General features: G+C 53.2%; 18 protein-coding genes. 11 read left to right on the top strand and 7 right to left on the bottom strand.

Annotated elements, in window-relative coordinates; all coding sequences use genetic code 11:
• Positions 1-165 precede the first annotated feature (165 nt).
• Positions 166-1,290: an alanine dehydrogenase gene (ald, locus tag ABA45_RS01400; RefSeq protein ID WP_048383866.1), complete on the top strand. Its 1,125-nt coding sequence runs from the start codon at positions 166-168 to the stop codon at positions 1,288-1,290.
• A gap of 253 nt (positions 1,291-1,543) precedes the next feature.
• Here ald and ABA45_RS18835 read toward each other — a convergent pair whose 3' ends face one another.
• Positions 1,544-1,681, bottom strand: a complete 138-nt coding sequence (locus ABA45_RS18835) for a hypothetical protein (RefSeq protein ID WP_157035514.1) — start codon at positions 1,679-1,681, stop codon at positions 1,544-1,546.
• A 301-nt stretch (positions 1,682-1,982) separates the two neighbouring features.
• Between ABA45_RS18835 and ABA45_RS01395 the strand changes: the two genes are divergently transcribed.
• The 3 genes from ABA45_RS01395 to ABA45_RS18830 all read left to right on the top strand — a co-directional run bounded on the left by ABA45_RS01395 (position 1,983) and on the right by ABA45_RS18830 (position 4,081).
• Positions 1,983-2,795, top strand: a complete 813-nt coding sequence (locus ABA45_RS01395; protein ID WP_048383864.1) for a TlpA disulfide reductase family protein — start codon at positions 1,983-1,985, stop codon at positions 2,793-2,795.
• Positions 2,796-2,835: 40 nt separating this feature from the next.
• Complete coding sequence (gene dsbG / locus ABA45_RS01390) at positions 2,836-3,663, top strand: thiol:disulfide interchange protein DsbG (protein WP_053076094.1); 828 nt, start codon at positions 2,836-2,838, stop codon at positions 3,661-3,663.
• A 271-nt stretch (positions 3,664-3,934) separates the two neighbouring features.
• Positions 3,935-4,081 (top strand): hypothetical protein, encoded by a 147-nt coding sequence (locus ABA45_RS18830; protein ID WP_157035513.1) that lies wholly within the window; start codon positions 3,935-3,937, stop codon positions 4,079-4,081.
• Positions 4,082-4,099: 18 nt separating this feature from the next.
• Here the strand turns inward: ABA45_RS18830 and ABA45_RS01385 are convergent, their stop codons facing one another.
• Together ABA45_RS01385 and ABA45_RS01380 are read right to left on the bottom strand one after the other, a co-directional pair.
• On the bottom strand, positions 4,100-4,384 hold the full coding sequence (locus ABA45_RS01385; RefSeq protein ID WP_157035512.1) for a hypothetical protein: 285 nt from the start codon (positions 4,382-4,384) through the stop codon (positions 4,100-4,102).
• Positions 4,385-4,423: 39 nt separating this feature from the next.
• Positions 4,424-4,609, bottom strand: a complete 186-nt coding sequence (locus ABA45_RS01380) for a hypothetical protein (protein WP_048383856.1) — start codon at positions 4,607-4,609, stop codon at positions 4,424-4,426.
• A gap of 221 nt (positions 4,610-4,830) precedes the next feature.
• Between ABA45_RS01380 and ABA45_RS01375 the strand changes: the two genes are divergently transcribed.
• Together ABA45_RS01375 and nfsA are read left to right on the top strand one after the other, a co-directional pair.
• Complete coding sequence (locus ABA45_RS01375) at positions 4,831-5,880, top strand: cytochrome-c peroxidase (protein WP_048383855.1); 1,050 nt, start codon at positions 4,831-4,833, stop codon at positions 5,878-5,880.
• 111 nt (positions 5,881-5,991) lie between these two features.
• Complete coding sequence (gene nfsA, locus ABA45_RS01370; RefSeq protein WP_048383853.1) at positions 5,992-6,765, top strand: oxygen-insensitive NADPH nitroreductase; 774 nt, start codon at positions 5,992-5,994, stop codon at positions 6,763-6,765.
• Between the two features lie 120 nt (positions 6,766-6,885).
• On the opposite strand, the gene ovoA is transcribed toward nfsA, so the two are convergent.
• The 3 genes from ovoA to ABA45_RS01360 form a co-directional block, all read right to left on the bottom strand.
• Entirely contained in the window at positions 6,886-9,066 is a 2,181-nt protein-coding gene (gene ovoA, locus ABA45_RS01365) for a 5-histidylcysteine sulfoxide synthase (RefSeq protein ID WP_048383852.1), read from the bottom strand.
• A 191-nt stretch (positions 9,067-9,257) separates the two neighbouring features.
• A complete protein-coding gene (locus ABA45_RS18825; protein ID WP_157035511.1) occupies positions 9,258-9,431 on the bottom strand; it encodes a mechanosensitive ion channel family protein in 174 nt (57 codons plus the stop codon).
• A 53-nt stretch (positions 9,432-9,484) separates the two neighbouring features.
• Complete coding sequence (locus ABA45_RS01360; protein WP_048383851.1) at positions 9,485-10,033, bottom strand: glutathione peroxidase; 549 nt, start codon at positions 10,031-10,033, stop codon at positions 9,485-9,487.
• A gap of 118 nt (positions 10,034-10,151) precedes the next feature.
• Between ABA45_RS01360 and ABA45_RS01355 the strand changes: the two genes are divergently transcribed.
• The 5 genes from ABA45_RS01355 to ABA45_RS01335 all read left to right on the top strand — a co-directional run bounded on the left by ABA45_RS01355 (position 10,152) and on the right by ABA45_RS01335 (position 14,366).
• Positions 10,152-10,691 carry a YqiA/YcfP family alpha/beta fold hydrolase gene (locus ABA45_RS01355; RefSeq protein ID WP_048383850.1) on the top strand — a complete coding sequence of 180 codons (540 nt, stop codon included), beginning with the start codon at positions 10,152-10,154 and terminating at the stop codon, positions 10,689-10,691.
• Between the two features lie 137 nt (positions 10,692-10,828).
• Positions 10,829-11,854, top strand: a complete 1,026-nt coding sequence (locus tag ABA45_RS01350) for a TRAP transporter substrate-binding protein (protein WP_048383849.1) — start codon at positions 10,829-10,831, stop codon at positions 11,852-11,854.
• 125 nt (positions 11,855-11,979) lie between these two features.
• Positions 11,980-12,570, top strand: a complete 591-nt coding sequence (locus tag ABA45_RS01345) for a TRAP transporter small permease (protein ID WP_048383846.1) — start codon at positions 11,980-11,982, stop codon at positions 12,568-12,570.
• A 50-nt stretch (positions 12,571-12,620) separates the two neighbouring features.
• Positions 12,621-13,907, top strand: a complete 1,287-nt coding sequence (locus ABA45_RS01340; protein WP_048383844.1) for a TRAP transporter large permease — start codon at positions 12,621-12,623, stop codon at positions 13,905-13,907.
• Positions 13,908-13,922: 15 nt separating this feature from the next.
• Positions 13,923-14,366 carry a universal stress protein gene (locus ABA45_RS01335; RefSeq protein WP_048383843.1) on the top strand — a complete coding sequence of 148 codons (444 nt, stop codon included), beginning with the start codon at positions 13,923-13,925 and terminating at the stop codon, positions 14,364-14,366.
• Positions 14,367-14,377: 11 nt separating this feature from the next.
• Here the strand turns inward: ABA45_RS01335 and ABA45_RS01330 are convergent, their stop codons facing one another.
• Entirely contained in the window at positions 14,378-16,417 is a 2,040-nt protein-coding gene (locus tag ABA45_RS01330) for a GGDEF domain-containing protein (RefSeq protein WP_227506096.1), read from the bottom strand.
• Positions 16,418-16,724: the final 307 nt, after the last annotated feature.

Here is a 16,724-nt window from a genome sequence, read left to right as displayed (position 1 = left end):
CATAGTTTAAAAACAGTTAGTCATGCTGTTTTACGTGAAAATAAAGATGAATCTATCGGTTTCTTGAGGATAATGAGCATTTAATTTTGCCGTGTCTATATACACTTATACTTTTGCTATGGCTCATGGGTCATCGTTAAACGTGGCCCGAACAGGAGAGTGAATATGATTATTGGTATACCAAAGGAAATTAAGAACAATGAATTCCGCGTTGGTTTAGGGCCCGAAGCTGTCCAGGAGTTAGTTGCCCACGGTCATCAGGTAGTGGTTCAGGCCAGCGCCGGTGCTGGCATTGATTTTACGGATGAGCAATACCTGGCTGCCGGTGCAAGTCTTGTGGTTTCTGCGGAGGAAGTGTTTAAGCAGGCTGAACTGATCGTAAAAGTAAAAGAACCCCAGGCCAGCGAGCGAGCTTTGCTTCGCCCTCACCATACGTTGTTTACCTACCTGCACCTTGCCCCAGATGTTGCGCAAACCAAAGAGCTGTTGAAGAGCGGAGCCACCTGCATTGCGTATGAGACCGTGACCGACGGAAAAGGCGGTTTGCCGTTGCTGGCCCCCATGTCGGAAGTTGCCGGGCGTATGAGCATCCAAGCCGGGGCTCGGTGTCTGGAAAAATCTCAGAATGGTCGAGGTATGTTGTTGGGTGGCGTGCCCGGAGTGCAGGCGGCGATGGTGGCGATCATTGGTGGTGGAGTGGTGGGCTTCGCTGCGACGCAGATGGCGGTGGGCATGGGCGCTCGCGTAGTGGTGCTGGATAAGTCCATGGAAGTGCTAAGACGCTTTGATGCGATTTTTGGAAACCGGGTTCAGACCTTATTTTCCTGTGCCAAGACAATTGAGGAAACGGTACTGCAAGCGGATGTTGTCATTGGTGGTGTGCTGATTCCAGGGGCGGCGGCGCCTAAGCTGGTGACTCGTGAGCTGATATCGAAAATGAAGCCAGGTTCAGTAGTCGTGGATGTTGCCATTGATCAGGGCGGCTGTTTTGAAACATCAAAACCGACCACTCATGCCGATCCGACTTATGTGGTGGACGGTGTGGTGCATTACTGCGTTGCCAATATGCCCGGAGCCGTTGCCCGAACATCTACTTATGCCCTTAACAATGCGACGCTGCCTTATGTGTTGCAGATCGCCAATAAAGGCCCACGCAAGGCCCTGGAAGACAATGAACACCTACTGAATGGGCTAAACGTAGTGAAAGGCCAGCTTACCTGTCCATCTGTAGGCGTTGCGCAAGGCATCGGGTCCATAAGTCCGACACAGGGACTGAAGTTGATCGATTGAGATCGCGCGCTCGTCAAGTAGTGTGTCCACCCGCACCGAGTTCGCTTTCGAGCGGTGGACGCGCTGCTGGAATGGCTAACAGCGCCCACGGGGTTTGCTTCAGCCTGGAATTCCCCTCTTATTAAGGAATGAACACCAGCTGGACATCGCTGGTGTGCTGGCCTTCCATCGCCACCCGCCGCTCCAGGCTGTAGCGCTCGCCTTCCGAGCTGCCCGGCAGATTCATTAGCGCTTTGTTCTTGCTATTGGCGACTCAGTGAAAGGTCATTTTTGCGGTAGTATCGAGCAGTTTACGAATACTGCCGGGGTCGGCCACGCAGGGCTTCTGCACTAGAATGCCATCGTTTCCCTGGCGGGTGATGCTGGGTTCTTCCAAACCGCTTTCGTCCAATCACTGGTGTACCACTTCCAAACTGCGCTCGAGCGCATCATTGGTTCACGCAGTCATGCGGCTGTCACTCAACGACAACCCGTAACCGAAACGTGCAACTGGCTGCAAAGTTTGGCAATGGAGTGGGAGCATGGGGTCTCGCTGGATCCACGACTAATATGGAGCCTGCGCTGCTAATCGTCAACTCGTTGTTTTTACTATTTTTATAGAGTTTCGATTAAAGGCGACCGCATCCAGCGGGGAACTCCCCGCGCCGTTGCGAGTCACACCGCGCCAACCGCTGTCATTTTGAGGAGTGAGGATGCTTTCCGTGAATCTGGGGCCACTTAACTTGCCCATGGGCCATCTGCTGCTGATATTCGCCTTTATAGTGGCGCTAATAACCGGTGCTATAGCCGGGCGTAAAGAGGGTGTCCCCATCGCTGGCACCCTAGCGGATATTTTTCTGATGGCGCTGCTGACAGCGCGCATTGGCTTTGTTGCGCTTTACTTTGAATATTACCGCGGTGACCTGCTGGGCATTATTGATATTCGCGATGGCGGTTTCAGTGTGCTGGCCGGTATTGCCGGAGCGTTGGTGTTTATCGCCTGGCGCATGCGCCGGCACGCACGAATACGCCGCCCACTGGCCATTGCCATGACAGCGGGCCTGATCAGTTGGGGCGCGATTGCCGGGCTAATCGCCCTGATGGAGCAACAAACCTCCAGCTTGCCCCAAGCCAGCCTCGCCACTCTTGATGGCAAGCCTGTACAGTTATCTGAACTGGCTCCGGGCACGCCCATGGTGGTGAATCTGTGGGCCACCTGGTGCCCACCCTGCATTCGGGAAATGCCGATATTGGAGCAGGCGCAGAAAGATAATCCCGGTGTGGCCTTTGTTTTTGTCAATCAGGGTGAACAACCGGAAACGATTCGCCGTTTTATGCAAGAGCAAGGCCTAAGCTTGACGAACCTGATGACCGATTTTGGTGGCAGTCTGGGCCGCAATACCGGCAGCCACGGCCTGCCTACTACCCTGTTTTATAACGCTGAAGGCAAACAGGTAGATGCTCATATGGGCGAGCTGTCTAATGCCTCCCTGGCCAGCAATCTGGAACAGCTTGAGGCTCCCTGAGCCGTAATCAACGTATCTGACCTTATAGGAGAAAATCGTTATGGCTTCACCCGCCACCATTACAGCCAGCGCACTTGCAATCCATAAACCAGGCCGCTGGCAGCCATTGCTAATGGCGGCTTTGGCCGCAGCCACTCTGAGCGCCAGTGGCATCGCCTTCGCCCAGGAAAGCTACCCGCCTGCGGTGCAACTGTTGATTGACCGCGGCGTATCCATTGCCGACAGTTTCGAAGCGCCCGGTGGCCTGACCGGCTACGCCGGCGATATGCAGGGTCGGCCAGTCGCGTTTTACCTGACGCCTGACGGCAACCATATTATTGTGGGCCCGATGCTGAATGCCAGTGGTGACAACCTCACCGAACCAAAACTACAGGAACTGGTACAGGGCCCGCTGAACCAGAAAGCCTGGGCACAAATGGAAGACAGCGCCTGGGTACTTGATGGCAGCGCCGATGCGCCGGTCATCGTGTATACCTTTACCGATCCCAACTGCCCCTACTGCCACCGTTTCCGCCAAGCCGCAGAGCCCTGGATTGACGCCGGCAAAGTACAGCTGCGCCACGTGATGGTGGGCATACTGCGCGAGGATAGCCTGTCTAAAGCCGCCACCATTCTAGGCGCAGACGACCCCCAAGCCGCCTTGCGTAACAACCAGCAAAGTTACAGCAACGGCGGCATAGAGGTGAACCGCGAGCTGGTCAGTGCCAACAACAAACGCATCACCGCCAACAACCGTTTAATGAGCGAACTGGGGCTGAGTGCTACCCCCAGCACCTATTACAAAGATGAAAATGGCCAAATACAAATGCAACAAGGCTTACCGCGCCCAGAAGACATGCAAATAGTAATGGGGAGCGCCCAGCCCTAACGGTTTTGCAGTAGTGTTTTATCGTCAGTGAGCCGTGCTTTGATACGGTTCGTTGTTTGTTCCTGACCCTTAAGCAGTCTCGGTTTGATGGCTAGGCTCAATAGATATATTGATTACTTCACGCTACACGCTCACAGGGAGTTTTTAGACACTGATGCTGAGCATTGTAACCTGTAGCACTCGCCCCGGCCGCATAGGGCCGCTGATTGGCCAGTGGCTTTTGGAGTACGCCCGGGAATAATCTGATTTTGACTGCCGGTTGTTGATGCCCATGGTGGAATGGGTCATGGTACCCATGGCCTGGAACCAGATTGACGACAGCAAAGTGTTTCATTCCAACGAGCTGATTGGCTCGTCTGCCCCTGACCTGCTGGCCGAGCTGGAAAAATGGGCCAAGGGCCTGAAAGCCATGCGGTAACGCGGCATCCCCCCGTTTTTAATAGGTTTCAGCGGCAAACAGTCCGCTGATCACCAACTTTACTGGCAGCCATTCCGTGTGCCAAAGCAGGCGGTATTTCAGAACGGCCACTTCAGTGCCGGTGTAAAGCATGATGCCAAGCAAAAATACCAGAGCGCACAAACCAACCAGCTCCAGCCCCAACTCCAGCATCCAACGCGGCGCCTGCCACTGATCCGGTGCAACCCAGCCAGATAATCTAGCCATCCAGCTGTCTTTCTCAATCTGTTCCTGCATCGCAGGGCGCCAGACCAATAAGGCCATGGCGTAGCGCTTAGTGGTGTCTTACTCGAGCCTCGATGGCTAATCATCAATACCGGCAGCAGCAGTGCTGCTCAGCGGCATAAGAGCGGCGCACGCAGTCAACTTGGCTATTTGCACCATCAGGGCTCGGCGCAGGGTATCCATGAGTTCTCCGGCGTGCAGCCAAAGCTGACGGCAACGCTTGATCAGCAAGCCACCATTTGGCTCAACGCTTTGTTTGACCACTATTAAGTTTCACCGCAAGAAGCACAACAAACAGTCACACATACGACCTGCGGGCAGAGCCCAACAGTACGAGGTTTGCATAAATTGATGCCTATCAACTCCACGCTATCTTTCAACGCTCACATGTAGCGCTTTCTTACCATTTTGTTAGATTAATAAATAAGACAGATCGGTTACAAAAACCGGCGATAAGAAATCAACACGCAACGAGGAGTCGTCTTATGAAAAAGCGTCTATTAGCAATCGCTGTAATTGCGGGCTTGGGTATAATGGCGGATGCCTCTGCCGCTGATGACCTGCAGCAAAAAGCCGCCGCTATGTTCAGTGCCATTCCCCAGTACCCTCCGGTAATTGACGGCAACGAAATGACCGACGCCAAGATTGAGCTGGGCAAGATGCTGTTTTTTGAACCGCGCCTGTCGGCCAGCCATCTGATCAGTTGTAACACCTGTCACAACGTTGGCATGGGCGGACACGACTACCTGCCAGTGTCTATCGGCCACGGCTGGCAAAAAGGCCCGCGTAACTCTCCCACCGTATTCAACGCGGTATTCAACGCAGCTCAATTCTGGGACGGCCGCGCTGTGGATCTGGCCGAGCAGGCTAAAGGCCCGGTGCAGGCTGGTGTAGAAATGAACAGTACGCCAGAACGGGTGGAAGACACGCTGAATAGCATGCCCGATTACGTTGAGCGCTTCCGTCAGGCCTTCCCGGGTCAAGGCAGCCCGGTATCGTTCGATAACATGGCTACCGCCATTGAAGCTTTCGAGGCCACCCTGATCACTCCGGATTCCAACTTCGACAAATACCTGCGCGGCAACACTGACGCCCTGAATGCGGAAGAGCAAGAAGGTTTGGCGTTGTTTATGAATAAGGGCTGCGTGGCCTGTCACGCTGGCACCAATCTGGGCGGCCAAGACTATTATCCGTTTGGCCTGGTAACCAGGCCGGGCGACGATATTCTGCCCCCCGGCGATAAGGGTCGTTTTGCCGTTACAGCAACGGCAACCGACGAGTATGTGTTTCGAGCGGCGCCACTGCGTAACATTGAATTGACAGCGCCTTACTTCCACTCCGGGGCGGTCTGGAGTCTGGAAGAAGCGGTTGCCGTTATGGGTACCGCTCAACTGGGTTCCAAGCTTGAAGAAAGCGATGTGGCATCCATTACCACATTTCTGAAAACTCTGACCGGAAACATTCCTGTCGTGCAGTATCCAGAATTGCCGCCAAGCACAGATTCCACCCCGCGTCCGCAAGACATGATTCCATGACACGGTAGACCGGCCGTAGTAAGCTAAAGGGGTTCCAAGAACCCATAAATACCGCTGTGCAGCCCGTGAAAGCGAGTATGACACAGCGATTTTTTTAGCGTACGAGGCCTCATGACTATTACCGCAAACCCCACATTTAATGCAGCAGGCAATCCGGTAATTGACTTACTCAGCCGCCACCGCTCCATCCGCAAGTTCACTGAACAGAAGATTCCGGCGCAGCTGCTATCTGATCTGCTGCACGCCGGCCAATGCGCTGCTACCTCCAGCCATGTTCAGGCTTACACGCTGATTCACGTGGTTGATACTGCAAAGCGTGAGCGTTTGGTCGAGCTGACCGGTGGACAAGGTTACGTGGCTTCCGCCTCGGATTTTTTCGTGTTCTGCGCTGATATGAAGCGCCCGACCGAAGCTGCCGCTAGAGCTGGCGCCGAAATAATTACCGGCACCACCGAGCAGTTGCTGGTGGCCAGCATAGACGCAGCAATGATGGCGCAGAACCTTGTGGTGGCAGCAGAATCTGAAGGGCTGGGCATTTGCTACATCGGTGGTATCCGTAATGACCCGGCTGCTGTTAGTGACCTGCTGACCCTGCCCGATCAGGTGTATCCGGTATTCGGCCTGTGTCTGGGCTATCCGGACCAGGATTCCCAGGTGAAGCCACGCTTGCCACTTAGCGTTATCGTGAAAACGGACAGTTACAACAGCGAACAGGACAACGCGCTGATTGATGGCTTCGACGCCACTATGGAAACCTATTATAGCGAGCGCCTCGGCGGTAATAAGTCCAGCAACTGGTCGAAGCAGCTTAAACCCCTGTTCACCAGCAAGCTGCGCCTGCATCTGAAGGAGTTTTTGGAAAAGCGCGGCTTGGGCCGGCAATAGGCGGTACTTCGGAATGGTGGTAAATCGGGGACAGATTTGAAATCTGTCCCCTTTGGAGATATAGGCGTGGCATTCAGGGACAGATTTGAAATCTGTCCCTGAATCCTGATGTGATGCGTATCAGGGCGTGACCTTTTCCCACACTGTCAGCTCTGACAGGCTGTGCTGATATTTATTACGGGTCTCACGAATCACGAATGGCAGGCTGCGCGGCTCGCTCATCAAACGGAAGTGCGGCGCCAGCAAGTCTTTCAATCCGTCAAGAGTGCTGTAATTTTCACCGTCTTTCTTGTAACCACCGACCCATTTTTCCCGCGGAGTGTATTCCTCCAACCAGGTATAGGGTGAGGCGATCACCAGCACGCCATTGTCGTTCAGACGCTCGTGAATGTGAGTCAGAAACTGCGCCGGATCGTATAAGCGGTCAATCAGGTTGCCGGCCACAATCAGGTCATAGTTATTAAACAACGTTTTCAGGTTACAAGCGTCGCCCTGATGGAACGCCACACGCCCGGCGGACTCGGTCAAGCCTAATTCCTCTAGTGTGCGCTCGTGGTAGCTCACCAGATCGCCCTCTTCGGGAAGGGCGTAGCGAATCACTTTCTGTTCTGCCATCTCTACCCCTTTCTGGATGAAATTGGCTGAAAAGTCGATGCCATCCACATGCTCGAAGCGGGTAGCCAGTTCAAAACTGGTTCGACCACAAGCACAACCAATATCCAGGGCGCGACCGTAGCTTACGCCACTTTGGTCAGCCGTAGAGCGCTCGTCGAGGGCGGCAATGCCCGCCATCGCCAATTCTTTAGGAAAGTTGGCTTCGCCGTGCCAGTTTTCGCCGAAATTAAATTCCGAGTACTGGGCAAGGATTACATCGTTTTCGTAATATGCGCTGGGGTGCTTCAATTCGGCCTCCGAGGCCACATAGCGGAATCCCGCATGCTGGAAGAAATGACGGCGGAACGCATAGCGGGCACTGAGCCGCGCCTCGTTACCGCAAGAAATCCACGACCCGCCTTTAATCAGGTTGTGGCGATTATCAAATGTAGGTGTGGTGAAATCATCGTACAACGGATGCACTTCAAACCCGGCAAATGGGTACATCGGCGTTTCAGTCCACTGCCACACGTTACCAACAACATCAAACCACTGGCCATGGCGGAAGCGAGTAACCGAGCATGCAGACGCGCCATGATCCAGGTGCAAGTTGGCCGCAGCAGGCTCGACGCCTACTTCCGCTACCTGAGCCACTTCGGCCAGGCGGTGCCATTCGTCTTCGGTGGGCAGTCGCACAGGGCGGCCACTATCCACCGTTTTCCATTCGCAGAAGGCTTTGGCTTCGTGGTAATTCACCTCCGCTGGCCAATCCCAGCGCATTTCCACTTCTTCGGTCATCAATCGCAAAAACCATTGATTATGCCACACCCAGAAAGTGGGGTGACTGGCTTTGACAAATGCTCTCCAGCCCAAGCCCTCTTCGCTCCAGTAGGCATCTTGGCTGTAGCCACCGTCTTCAACAAATTCTAAAAACTCTTGATTGCTCACCAAATATTTTGATGCATCGAACATGTCTACATTGGCTTCGTGGCTGCCATATTCGTTGTCCCAACCGTAATATTCACCACCAACCGGCAGGCCCAAAGACACATCGCCCGCCGCCACCGGCAGCAGTTCGTTCTGCGGTGCTTGCCCGCTCTGGGTATTGGGCGCCCACTCTGGCTGCGGCTGCACGTACTCCAGCTTTTGCTGACGGATCAGCACCGATGAAGTTTCCAGATGAATACGTTCGTGATCAATACCCATCAAAATCGGCCAGAACGGACTCTTCCAATTCACCGGAAACTGCAAAGGCAAGGTGCGAATAAGATCCACCATCATGGCCCGGACTATTTGGCGATAGGCCATAACCGCCGACACTTTAGGCCAGGCGTAGTTGCCTTCGTTCAGATCGTCCCAGCTCATTTCATCCACGCCCACCGCAAAGGTCGACTCCATCACAGGATCAATACGCTCGGGCAGAATTTTTGCCAGCACCAGCTTATTAACAAAAAAGGTGGCGGTATGGCCCAAATAAAACATTAGCGGGTGGCGCAGAGGTATCGACTTCTTAAAGTAGGCGTCGTCACCGGCCAATGTTGTAAACAGGGATTCGTAGGTGTCAAAAGTGTCGCAAAAACAACGCTCGATTTCCTCACGCTTCTGCTGTACATCACCTTCGGCCAGATTGACCGTGCGGCTAAACGGCTTAGCCGACTTTGTGGTAAGGTTCGGCTCGGCAGCCAACTCTGCGGTTTTTTCAATCACGGTTCTCTCCTGATTCCTTTCTATTTCTGATTATCTAAACGGCATGGGTACAACCACCGAACCGCCCGGGGGCAAGTGTTGATATGGGGGGGATGTACGCTGATGCTAGGCAAACAGCTTCATTCGCCCTGGATTTTTTGCCCCTGGGCCGGATGCCAAGATCCCGATAACAGATTCAGGCCAAGCGCGTGTTATATAAGTAACTGGAGATGAGGGAAAGGTATTTCAATACCGACGTCGTCCAGCGCCTGTTTCACTCGTTCAAGCAATTCGGCAATGATGCACGGCGGCACATCCAGACTGTCTGGGCTAATCCACATCTGGATTTTAAGATTGACCGACAACGCACTGAGGCTGTCCACCATGACCCTTGGCGCCAGAATAACGACCGCCTTCCGTGGATTATGCCCCCTCAGACTTACAGTACCAATTCCACGGCCTGCGTTACCTGTTTGTCGCCAGGGCGGACGCTGCTGGGAAAAGACTCCACCACCTCGCCGAGATCGTTCAACAGGTATTTCGTGAAATTCCACCGCGGCGCCTGGCTCTGTTGATTAATGTGGGCGAACACCGGCGTTGCGCCCACACCGGTAACCGGTCCGGGGGCGATCATGGTGAAGGTAACGCCGAAATTTTTGAAACAGATGGTGGCCGCTTCCTCTTCGGTGTCCGCCTCCTGACGGAAGTCATTGCTGGCAAAACCAACCACCACTAGGCCTTCTTTACCGTAGCGCTGATGCAGCTGTTCAAGGCCTTTGAACTGGTTAGTAAAACCGCAAAAACTGGCGGTATTCACCACCAACATTGGTTTTCCAGCAGCCAATTCGCACAGATTGACGGTTTCGCTAGAATGAAGTTTCGGCAGGTCGTGATCCAAAAACGTCGGGCAACGCGCTGTTTCGTCTGCCACAACCGGCCCAGCTCCCCACAGCAAAACCAGTGCAACGCTTATTGGCCATCTGAACATAATGTGTCTCCTGTTATTCTCAATAATAATAGACGAAGTTACGCCGCGATGACCGCAACGGTTTGCTGCGCCGCCGTTCTTTGCGGCCGGGAATCCATAAACATTCAGGAGCCAAACAATGACATTACCAATTATTCATGTATTTCTGTCCCACGGACTGGAAAGTGGCCCCGACAGTACTAAGATTCAAGCTATGAAAACAATCTCGGAAAAATACCCGGATGTGGTGGCCGAGGCGATAGACCATCGCAGCAGTAAAGACCCAACAACCCGCCTGAAGCAGATGCAGGCCGCTATGGAACGAGCTGGGGCTGACCCTCAGCGCACCGTTTTAGCAGGGTCTAGCATGGGCGGCTGGGTGTGCGCTCAAACGAGTGCGATGACCCCGGTACTAGGCTGTTTTTTATTAGCCCCCGCGCTGGCACTGATACGCTATCCACAATCCAGACCGCAGATTTCTGCCACTTTCAGCCAGATCATTCATGGTTGGGAAGATGACGTTGTACCGGTCATGCCTGTGCTGGAGTTGGCACAGCAGCAACGCATCAGCGCCCTTATACTGAACGATGGCCATCGGCTCGAAAATAGCGTAGCGCGAATAACCCAAGAATTTGAACATTTTTTAAAAGCATGTCTGGAAAATCGGAATACGCCTTAATTCCAATAGGTTATTGATCAGAAAAAGATAGCAAGCGAAGCTTAGGTTTTTATCTGTAAACTTGCGCTTCACTCTTTGTTTTGCCAGTCTAAAGGAAGAAGAAGAACCAATTCAGAAAAAGAAGCGGAGATTACGCGATGAGCAGCATGAGTAAATTCAAGAAACTGGCAGGCCTTTCTGCGCTGATGTTTGCGGCCCTGACCGCAGCCAACTCGGTGAACGCTGCCAACTGGCGCTACGCCCATGAAGAATACGAAGGCGATGTTCAAGACGTTTTCGCTTACAAGTTTAAAGAGTACATCGAAGACAATTCCGATAACACGGTACAGGTCTACCGCTTCGGTGAACTCGGCGAGTCTGATGACATCATGGAACAGACCCAGGCCGGCATTCTGAATTTTGTAAACCAGTCTCCCGGCTTTACTGGTGCCCTGATTCCAGAAGCGCAAATTTTCTTCATCCCTTACCTGATGCCCACCGACATGGAATCGGTAGTAACCTTTTTTCGTGAAAGTAAGGCCATTAACGACGACTTCCCTAAATTGTATGCGGAGAAAGGCCTAGAGTTGCTGAAAATGTATCCGGAAGGTGAAATGGTAATCACTCTTGACGAGGCCATCACCACACCGGAAGAACTGAAAAACAAAAAAATTCGTGTGATGACTAACCCTCTGCTGTCAGAAACCTATTCAGCCTTTGGTGCCACCCCTACACCTCTGCCTTGGGGTGAAGTTTACGGCGCACTGCAGACCAACATGGTTCAGGGCCAGGAAAACCCGATTTTTTGGATCCAGTCTGGCGGTCTCTACGAAGTGTCACCTCACCTAATCTTCACTGGTCATGGCTGGTTCACCACCGCAATGATGGCCAACCAGAATTTCTACGAAGGCCTGTCGGATGCCGATAAAGAGTTAGTGCGCAAAGCATCTGATTTCGCCTTTGAAGAAATTCTTGACCATATCGACGGCTTGGCCGATGAGGCGTTGGCAAAAATTCAGGAAAGCAGTGATGAAGTTACCGTTACACGCCTGAACGAAGAACAGATTGCCGAGTTCCGCAAGCGTGCCCCACAGGTTGAGGCGAAGTTTGTTGAAATGGCCGGCGACAGTGGTCAACAACTGCTGAACCAGTTCAAGCAAGACCTGGAAGACATTAAAAAATAACGGATTGATATTCTTTTGCAGTCCCTAGCCCCGCGGGTACTTGCCTGCGGGGTTCAACGACTAACCCCGCCCAGCCGGGGCATTTCTCCTTCCGGCTGGGACTTTGCCACTCCGGAGCATAGCTCATGACCGAGAACTCCCCGGACTTAGACGACACTGGCCACTATGATTCGGGACTGCCCGGTTTTCTGGGAACCATCGATGAGTGGATTGCCAAAATCGAAGCAGTAATGCTTGCTGCTGGCGTCATTTTGATGGCACTGAACACCTGCGTGAACGTGATTGCCCGCTTTGTATTCGGCGAAGGCATGTTTTTTTCCGGCGAGATCAACCGTATTCTCATTATTTTGGTTACCTTCGCCGGCATTGGCTACGCCGCCCGCCACGGGCGCCACATTCGCATGTCAGCGATTTACGACGCCATTCCCGCTAGGGGCCGAAAGGTGTTGATGATCGTTATCGCTCTGTTCACCGCCGCGATGATGTTCTTCTTGTGCTACCACTCCTACGGCTACATCGTTACTTTGTACGATCGCGGTCGGATTCTACCCGCGTTGGGCATAGAAATTTGGACGATCTATGTTTGGGCACCCATCGGTTTTGCCGTTACCGGCATTCAGTATTTGCTAACCGCCGTCAAGAATTTAACCAGTAAAGACGTGTACTTATCCACCGGTTTGGTGGACGGCTATGCAGAGACCGAAACCGAAGTTTAAAGCAGCATGAATCAGACCAGACTCTGAGCAGACCATAAAAGGCAAGAATCATGGCAACAATACTGATGGTCATTATGATCGGACTCCTGCTAATGGGTTTCCCGATGATGATCCCGCTGACAACCGCTGCTGTTGTCGGCTTTGTAATGATGTTCGACGGCTTCGGCCAGATGGGCACTTTTATTCAGCAAATGATGGGCGGTATTCGCCCCGCGTCGCTGATTGCGGTGCCGATGTTCATTCTAGCCGCAGACATTATGACCCGCGGCCAGTCGGCTGATCGCCTCATTAATATGGTGATGGCGTTTATTGGCCACATCAAGGGCGGGCTGGCTATTAGCGCGGCCACCTCCTGCACCCTATTTGGGGCGGTTTCGGGCTCTACCCAGGCCACCGTGGTAGCTGTAGGTTCACCGTTGCGGCCGAAAATGTTGAAAGCAGGGTATTCCGATTCTTTTACCCTGGCGCTGATTATTAACGCCAGTGATATTGCGTTTTTGATTCCCCCCAGCATTGGTATGATTATTTACGGGGTTGTCTCGCAAACCTCTATAGCTGAACTGTTTATCGCCGGCATTGGCCCGGGCCTAATGATTCTGTTCATGTTTTCACTCTATTGCCTGTTATACGCCTATAAGAACAACGTGCCCACCGAGCCTAAAGCTACCTGGGGCGAGCGCGGGCGCGCCGTGCGCGAGGCTCTGTGGCCACTATTTTTCCCGGTGATTATTGTTGGTGGTATCTACGGCGGTATCTTCAGCCCCACCGAAGCAGCCGCAGTATGCGTGCTCTATGCTTTCTTGCTGGAATTTCTGATTTTTCGTTCACTCAAGCTCACGGACATTTACCGCATCGCTAAATCCACCGGCCTGATCACCGCCGTGGTGTTTATTCTGGTGGCCGTGGGTAATGGTTTTTCATGGATTCTGTCGTTTGCACAGATCCCTCAAGCCATTCTGGAATCGGTGGGTATCAATGAGGCAGGCCCGGTTGGCGTTTTGGTTACCATCTGTGTCGCGTTCTTTATAGCCTGCATGTTTGTCGACCCGATTGTGGTAATTCTGGTGCTGACGCCGATATTTGCGCCGGCCATTCAGGCCACAGGGCTAGACCCTGTCTTAGTGGGCGTACTCATCACCCTGCAGGTGGCCATTGGCTCTGCCACACCGCCATTTGGCTGCGACATATTTACCGCTATCGCCATTTTCAAACGGCCCTATATGGATGTAATTCGCGGCACACCGCCGTTCATTGCGATGCTGATCGTCGCTGCCGGATTGATTATCGCGTTCCCGCAGATTGCATTGTTCTTGCGCGACCTGGCTTTTCCGGCCTAATCAGGAGACTGCGGAATGTTCAAACGCATATTAGTCGCCGTAGATGGTTCCAAAAACTCAATGAACGCACTGGATAAAGCCATCGGCTTACAAAGGCTGATTCCTGACGTCGAGATCTTTCTGCTATGCGTGTACAAGCACCACAGCCTGTTTGAGGCCTCTTTGTCCATCAACCGTCCAGACAGCATGGACATCCCCGACAAAGTGCTTTCAGAGTACGCCAAAGAGATTGTGAATCACGCCAAAGAACATGCCAAGGGGCATGAGGCCACTCATGTGCGCGGTTTTGTCAAAAGCGGGCGGCCTTCCAAAGTGATTGTACAGTTCGCCCGGGACAAAGAAGCTGACCTGATTGTGGTGGGCACACGCGGCACCCATAGCGACAAAGACGGCATGTTGCTGGGCAGCGTGTCGCACCGGGTAACCAGCCACGCCAAGTGCCCGGTGTTGGTAGTCTGACCAGCCCTACCTCAACCGCTGTAAGACACCTCCACGCGGTTGCGGCCGTTCCGTTTCGCTCGATAAAGCGCCTTGTCAGCCAACCCCATCAGCTTTTCTGGATTGAGGGTACTGTCCGGCCAATTGGCTACCCCCACTGAAATCGTCAAAGGCCGCAAAGCCACACCCTCATGCTCAAGCCTGAGGCTCTGTACCCGCTCACACAACCCCGTCGCTTTTGCTTTCGCCTGAGCGCTGCTGGCACCGGCCATGATTATCACAAATGCCTCGCCGCCATAGCGGCAAACCACATCGCTTTCGCGAAACGCTGGCGCCAACTCACTGGCAATGCGTTGCAGCACCAGATCGCCAACTTCATGGCCGTAATCGTCATTAAAGCGTTTAAAGTGGTCCACATCCGCAATCAATAACGTCTGCGGGCGTTGACTGCGCAAACACACCGCCCGCTCGTGCTTTATGAATCGATCAAAAAAGCGGCGATTGTGCAGCCCAGTGAGCGCGTCTTCGTAAGAAAATTTTTGTAAATCATCCTGTAATAATACACCGGACAGCGTAAGCCCTATTTTCTGGATAATCTGATCCATTGAAAAATACAAACGGGCGATGCCGTATTCCGTTGTGTTGGCAGAAAAGTATTCCGGCATTACCAGCTGCAACAAACCAATCGTGTGTCTCCCGCTCTCAGCCTTTTGCACGTTAATCCATAAACACAGGTTGTGCAGAGCGGTGGGCAAATCGGTATCGTCTAACGGCAAGTCCCGGATATCCGCAAACAGACGAGTGGGCGGCGGCAGGTTTATCAAGCCATCAAACGTCTCTGGCAACGTGCTGGAGTTGGTGAAAGGGCTGGAAGGGTTAGAGTTGTAACCCCAGCTCACAACCTGGCGCCAGCAGTCCTCAGGCAAGTAGGTGCATAGCGCATCCGGCTGGTACAGGACACCCCGTAGCGGGCTGGTCAAGTCAGGAAGTTCGAGCACCAGCAATTCCATGGCCTGGGTTAACGAAACGCAGCTCTGCAAGCTCGCGACAACCACATCGGACAGGTGGTTCTTCTCATTTTCAAAGGTCAACAATTTAACTCGCCGGCGCTCACGGAGGGTCAATGCCTCGGCTTTTGCGGTGCGTTCAGCCACCTCCTGTTCAAGGCGCGAGTTCATTTGCTGAAGCTGAATCTGAATCTGAATCTGACGGTAATGCACCACTGAAATGCTGACAACCGCCAGCAGAAATAGCAAAACACCCCAGCTAACGGGCACTCTTACCCAAGGCAAAAATCCGTGAGCCACCACCATATCGGCTATTAACAGAAGACAATAAACACTAAATACCGCCAGCAACAGTCGCTGCGCACCAGACATCTGGCGGAAATTGAACAACGCCATGCCCGACATGACGATCAAGGACACCCAAAACAGACCGTCAAACACAGGATAGGTAGCTGCCAGAGTGACCAACCCCAAAAGCGATGCCCCCAGCGCCAACAACAAGTACAGCAGATGCAGCTGCCACAGCCGTCTGAGCAAGCGCGCCGACCTTGCTCCACGCCCTTGCACCAGCATCACTCCCAGGGCAACCGGCACCATGTAATAAGAGATGGCTTCCAGATACTCCCACACTAACGGCTGGTGCCACAGCAGCTGGCTCGCATCAGTGCCGGCAAGCAGCAGGAGTGATGAGCTGGAGGAAAATAAAGCAATGCCACTAAAACCCTGGTCGTCTTTGCGCAAGAACGCAAAAATTGCAGCCAGTAGTGCCAGAAACGCGCACATTCCAGCCACGATCAATGATTTAACCGAATTTTTCAGAATATAAGGCACCAGGGCCTGCTGTTCCATAACAGCCACTTTGCCCCATAAACCAATATCGATATAGTTGGAATAAATTCTGAAATACAGGGGCTTGTCGTGATAATCCGGCGGCAGTGCAATAGCATGCCAGGGCCACCCAGCAAACTCGCCGCGGCCCTCGGCATCGAACTCACCAAACTGGTAAATCTGCCGGTCGCCTTGCCAGACCTGCACAATCAGATCAATGCTAAATATATAGAGCATCGGATCGTGCCAGTGGCCGGCAGTTTGACCCGGTACCACACGTTGTTACGGCCATTCCGGTCGGGCGGATTTGAGGGGAAATCGATGGCGGACCACTGATCCGGAGCGGACGTTTCTGTCCATGTAGGGATACCGTTGGCGTCTATCGGGGAGTCGCCCCAGCGATATTCCTAGCCTTCGGTGACCGGTTGACTGGCCGCAGAGGCAACTGAAGAACCTATCGCCAACCAACACAGGGCAGCAACCATGAGGCACGGCAGTGTCAGAAGGAGGGGTGCCAAGAACATCGAAGAAAGCGACCTTCCAG

This window comes from Marinobacter psychrophilus, assembly GCF_001043175.1.
GTDB classification, from domain to species: Bacteria; Pseudomonadota; Gammaproteobacteria; order Pseudomonadales; family Oleiphilaceae; genus Marinobacter; species Marinobacter psychrophilus.
This window is presented reverse-complemented; position numbering and strand designations above follow the sequence as displayed.

What these genes read in the sequence shown, in the direction of transcription:
- ald (WP_048383866.1), top strand. Translation starts at nt 166, where the DNA reads ATGATTATTGGTATACCAAAGGAAATTAAGAACAATGAATTCCGCGTT.
- ABA45_RS01395 (WP_048383864.1), top strand. Translation starts at nt 1,983, where the DNA reads ATGCTTTCCGTGAATCTGGGGCCACTTAACTTGCCCATGGGCCATCTG.
- dsbG (WP_053076094.1), top strand. Translation starts at nt 2,836, where the DNA reads ATGGCTTCACCCGCCACCATTACAGCCAGCGCACTTGCAATCCATAAA.
- ABA45_RS18830 (WP_157035513.1), top strand. Translation starts at nt 3,935, where the DNA reads ATGGTGGAATGGGTCATGGTACCCATGGCCTGGAACCAGATTGACGAC.
- ABA45_RS01385 (WP_157035512.1), bottom strand. Translation starts at nt 4,384, where the DNA reads ATGGCCTTATTGGTCTGGCGCCCTGCGATGCAGGAACAGATTGAGAAA.
- ABA45_RS01375 (WP_048383855.1), top strand. Translation starts at nt 4,831, where the DNA reads ATGAAAAAGCGTCTATTAGCAATCGCTGTAATTGCGGGCTTGGGTATA.
- nfsA (WP_048383853.1), top strand. Translation starts at nt 5,992, where the DNA reads ATGACTATTACCGCAAACCCCACATTTAATGCAGCAGGCAATCCGGTA.
- ABA45_RS18825 (WP_157035511.1), bottom strand. Translation starts at nt 9,431, where the DNA reads ATGGTGGACAGCCTCAGTGCGTTGTCGGTCAATCTTAAAATCCAGATG.
- ABA45_RS01360 (WP_048383851.1), bottom strand. Translation starts at nt 10,033, where the DNA reads ATGTTCAGATGGCCAATAAGCGTTGCACTGGTTTTGCTGTGGGGAGCT.
- ABA45_RS01355 (WP_048383850.1), top strand. Translation starts at nt 10,152, where the DNA reads ATGACATTACCAATTATTCATGTATTTCTGTCCCACGGACTGGAAAGT.
- ABA45_RS01350 (WP_048383849.1), top strand. Translation starts at nt 10,829, where the DNA reads ATGAGCAGCATGAGTAAATTCAAGAAACTGGCAGGCCTTTCTGCGCTG.
- ABA45_RS01345 (WP_048383846.1), top strand. Translation starts at nt 11,980, where the DNA reads ATGACCGAGAACTCCCCGGACTTAGACGACACTGGCCACTATGATTCG.
- ABA45_RS01340 (WP_048383844.1), top strand. Translation starts at nt 12,621, where the DNA reads ATGGCAACAATACTGATGGTCATTATGATCGGACTCCTGCTAATGGGT.
- ABA45_RS01335 (WP_048383843.1), top strand. Translation starts at nt 13,923, where the DNA reads ATGTTCAAACGCATATTAGTCGCCGTAGATGGTTCCAAAAACTCAATG.
- ABA45_RS01330 (WP_227506096.1), bottom strand. Translation starts at nt 16,417, where the DNA reads ATGCTCTATATATTTAGCATTGATCTGATTGTGCAGGTCTGGCAAGGC.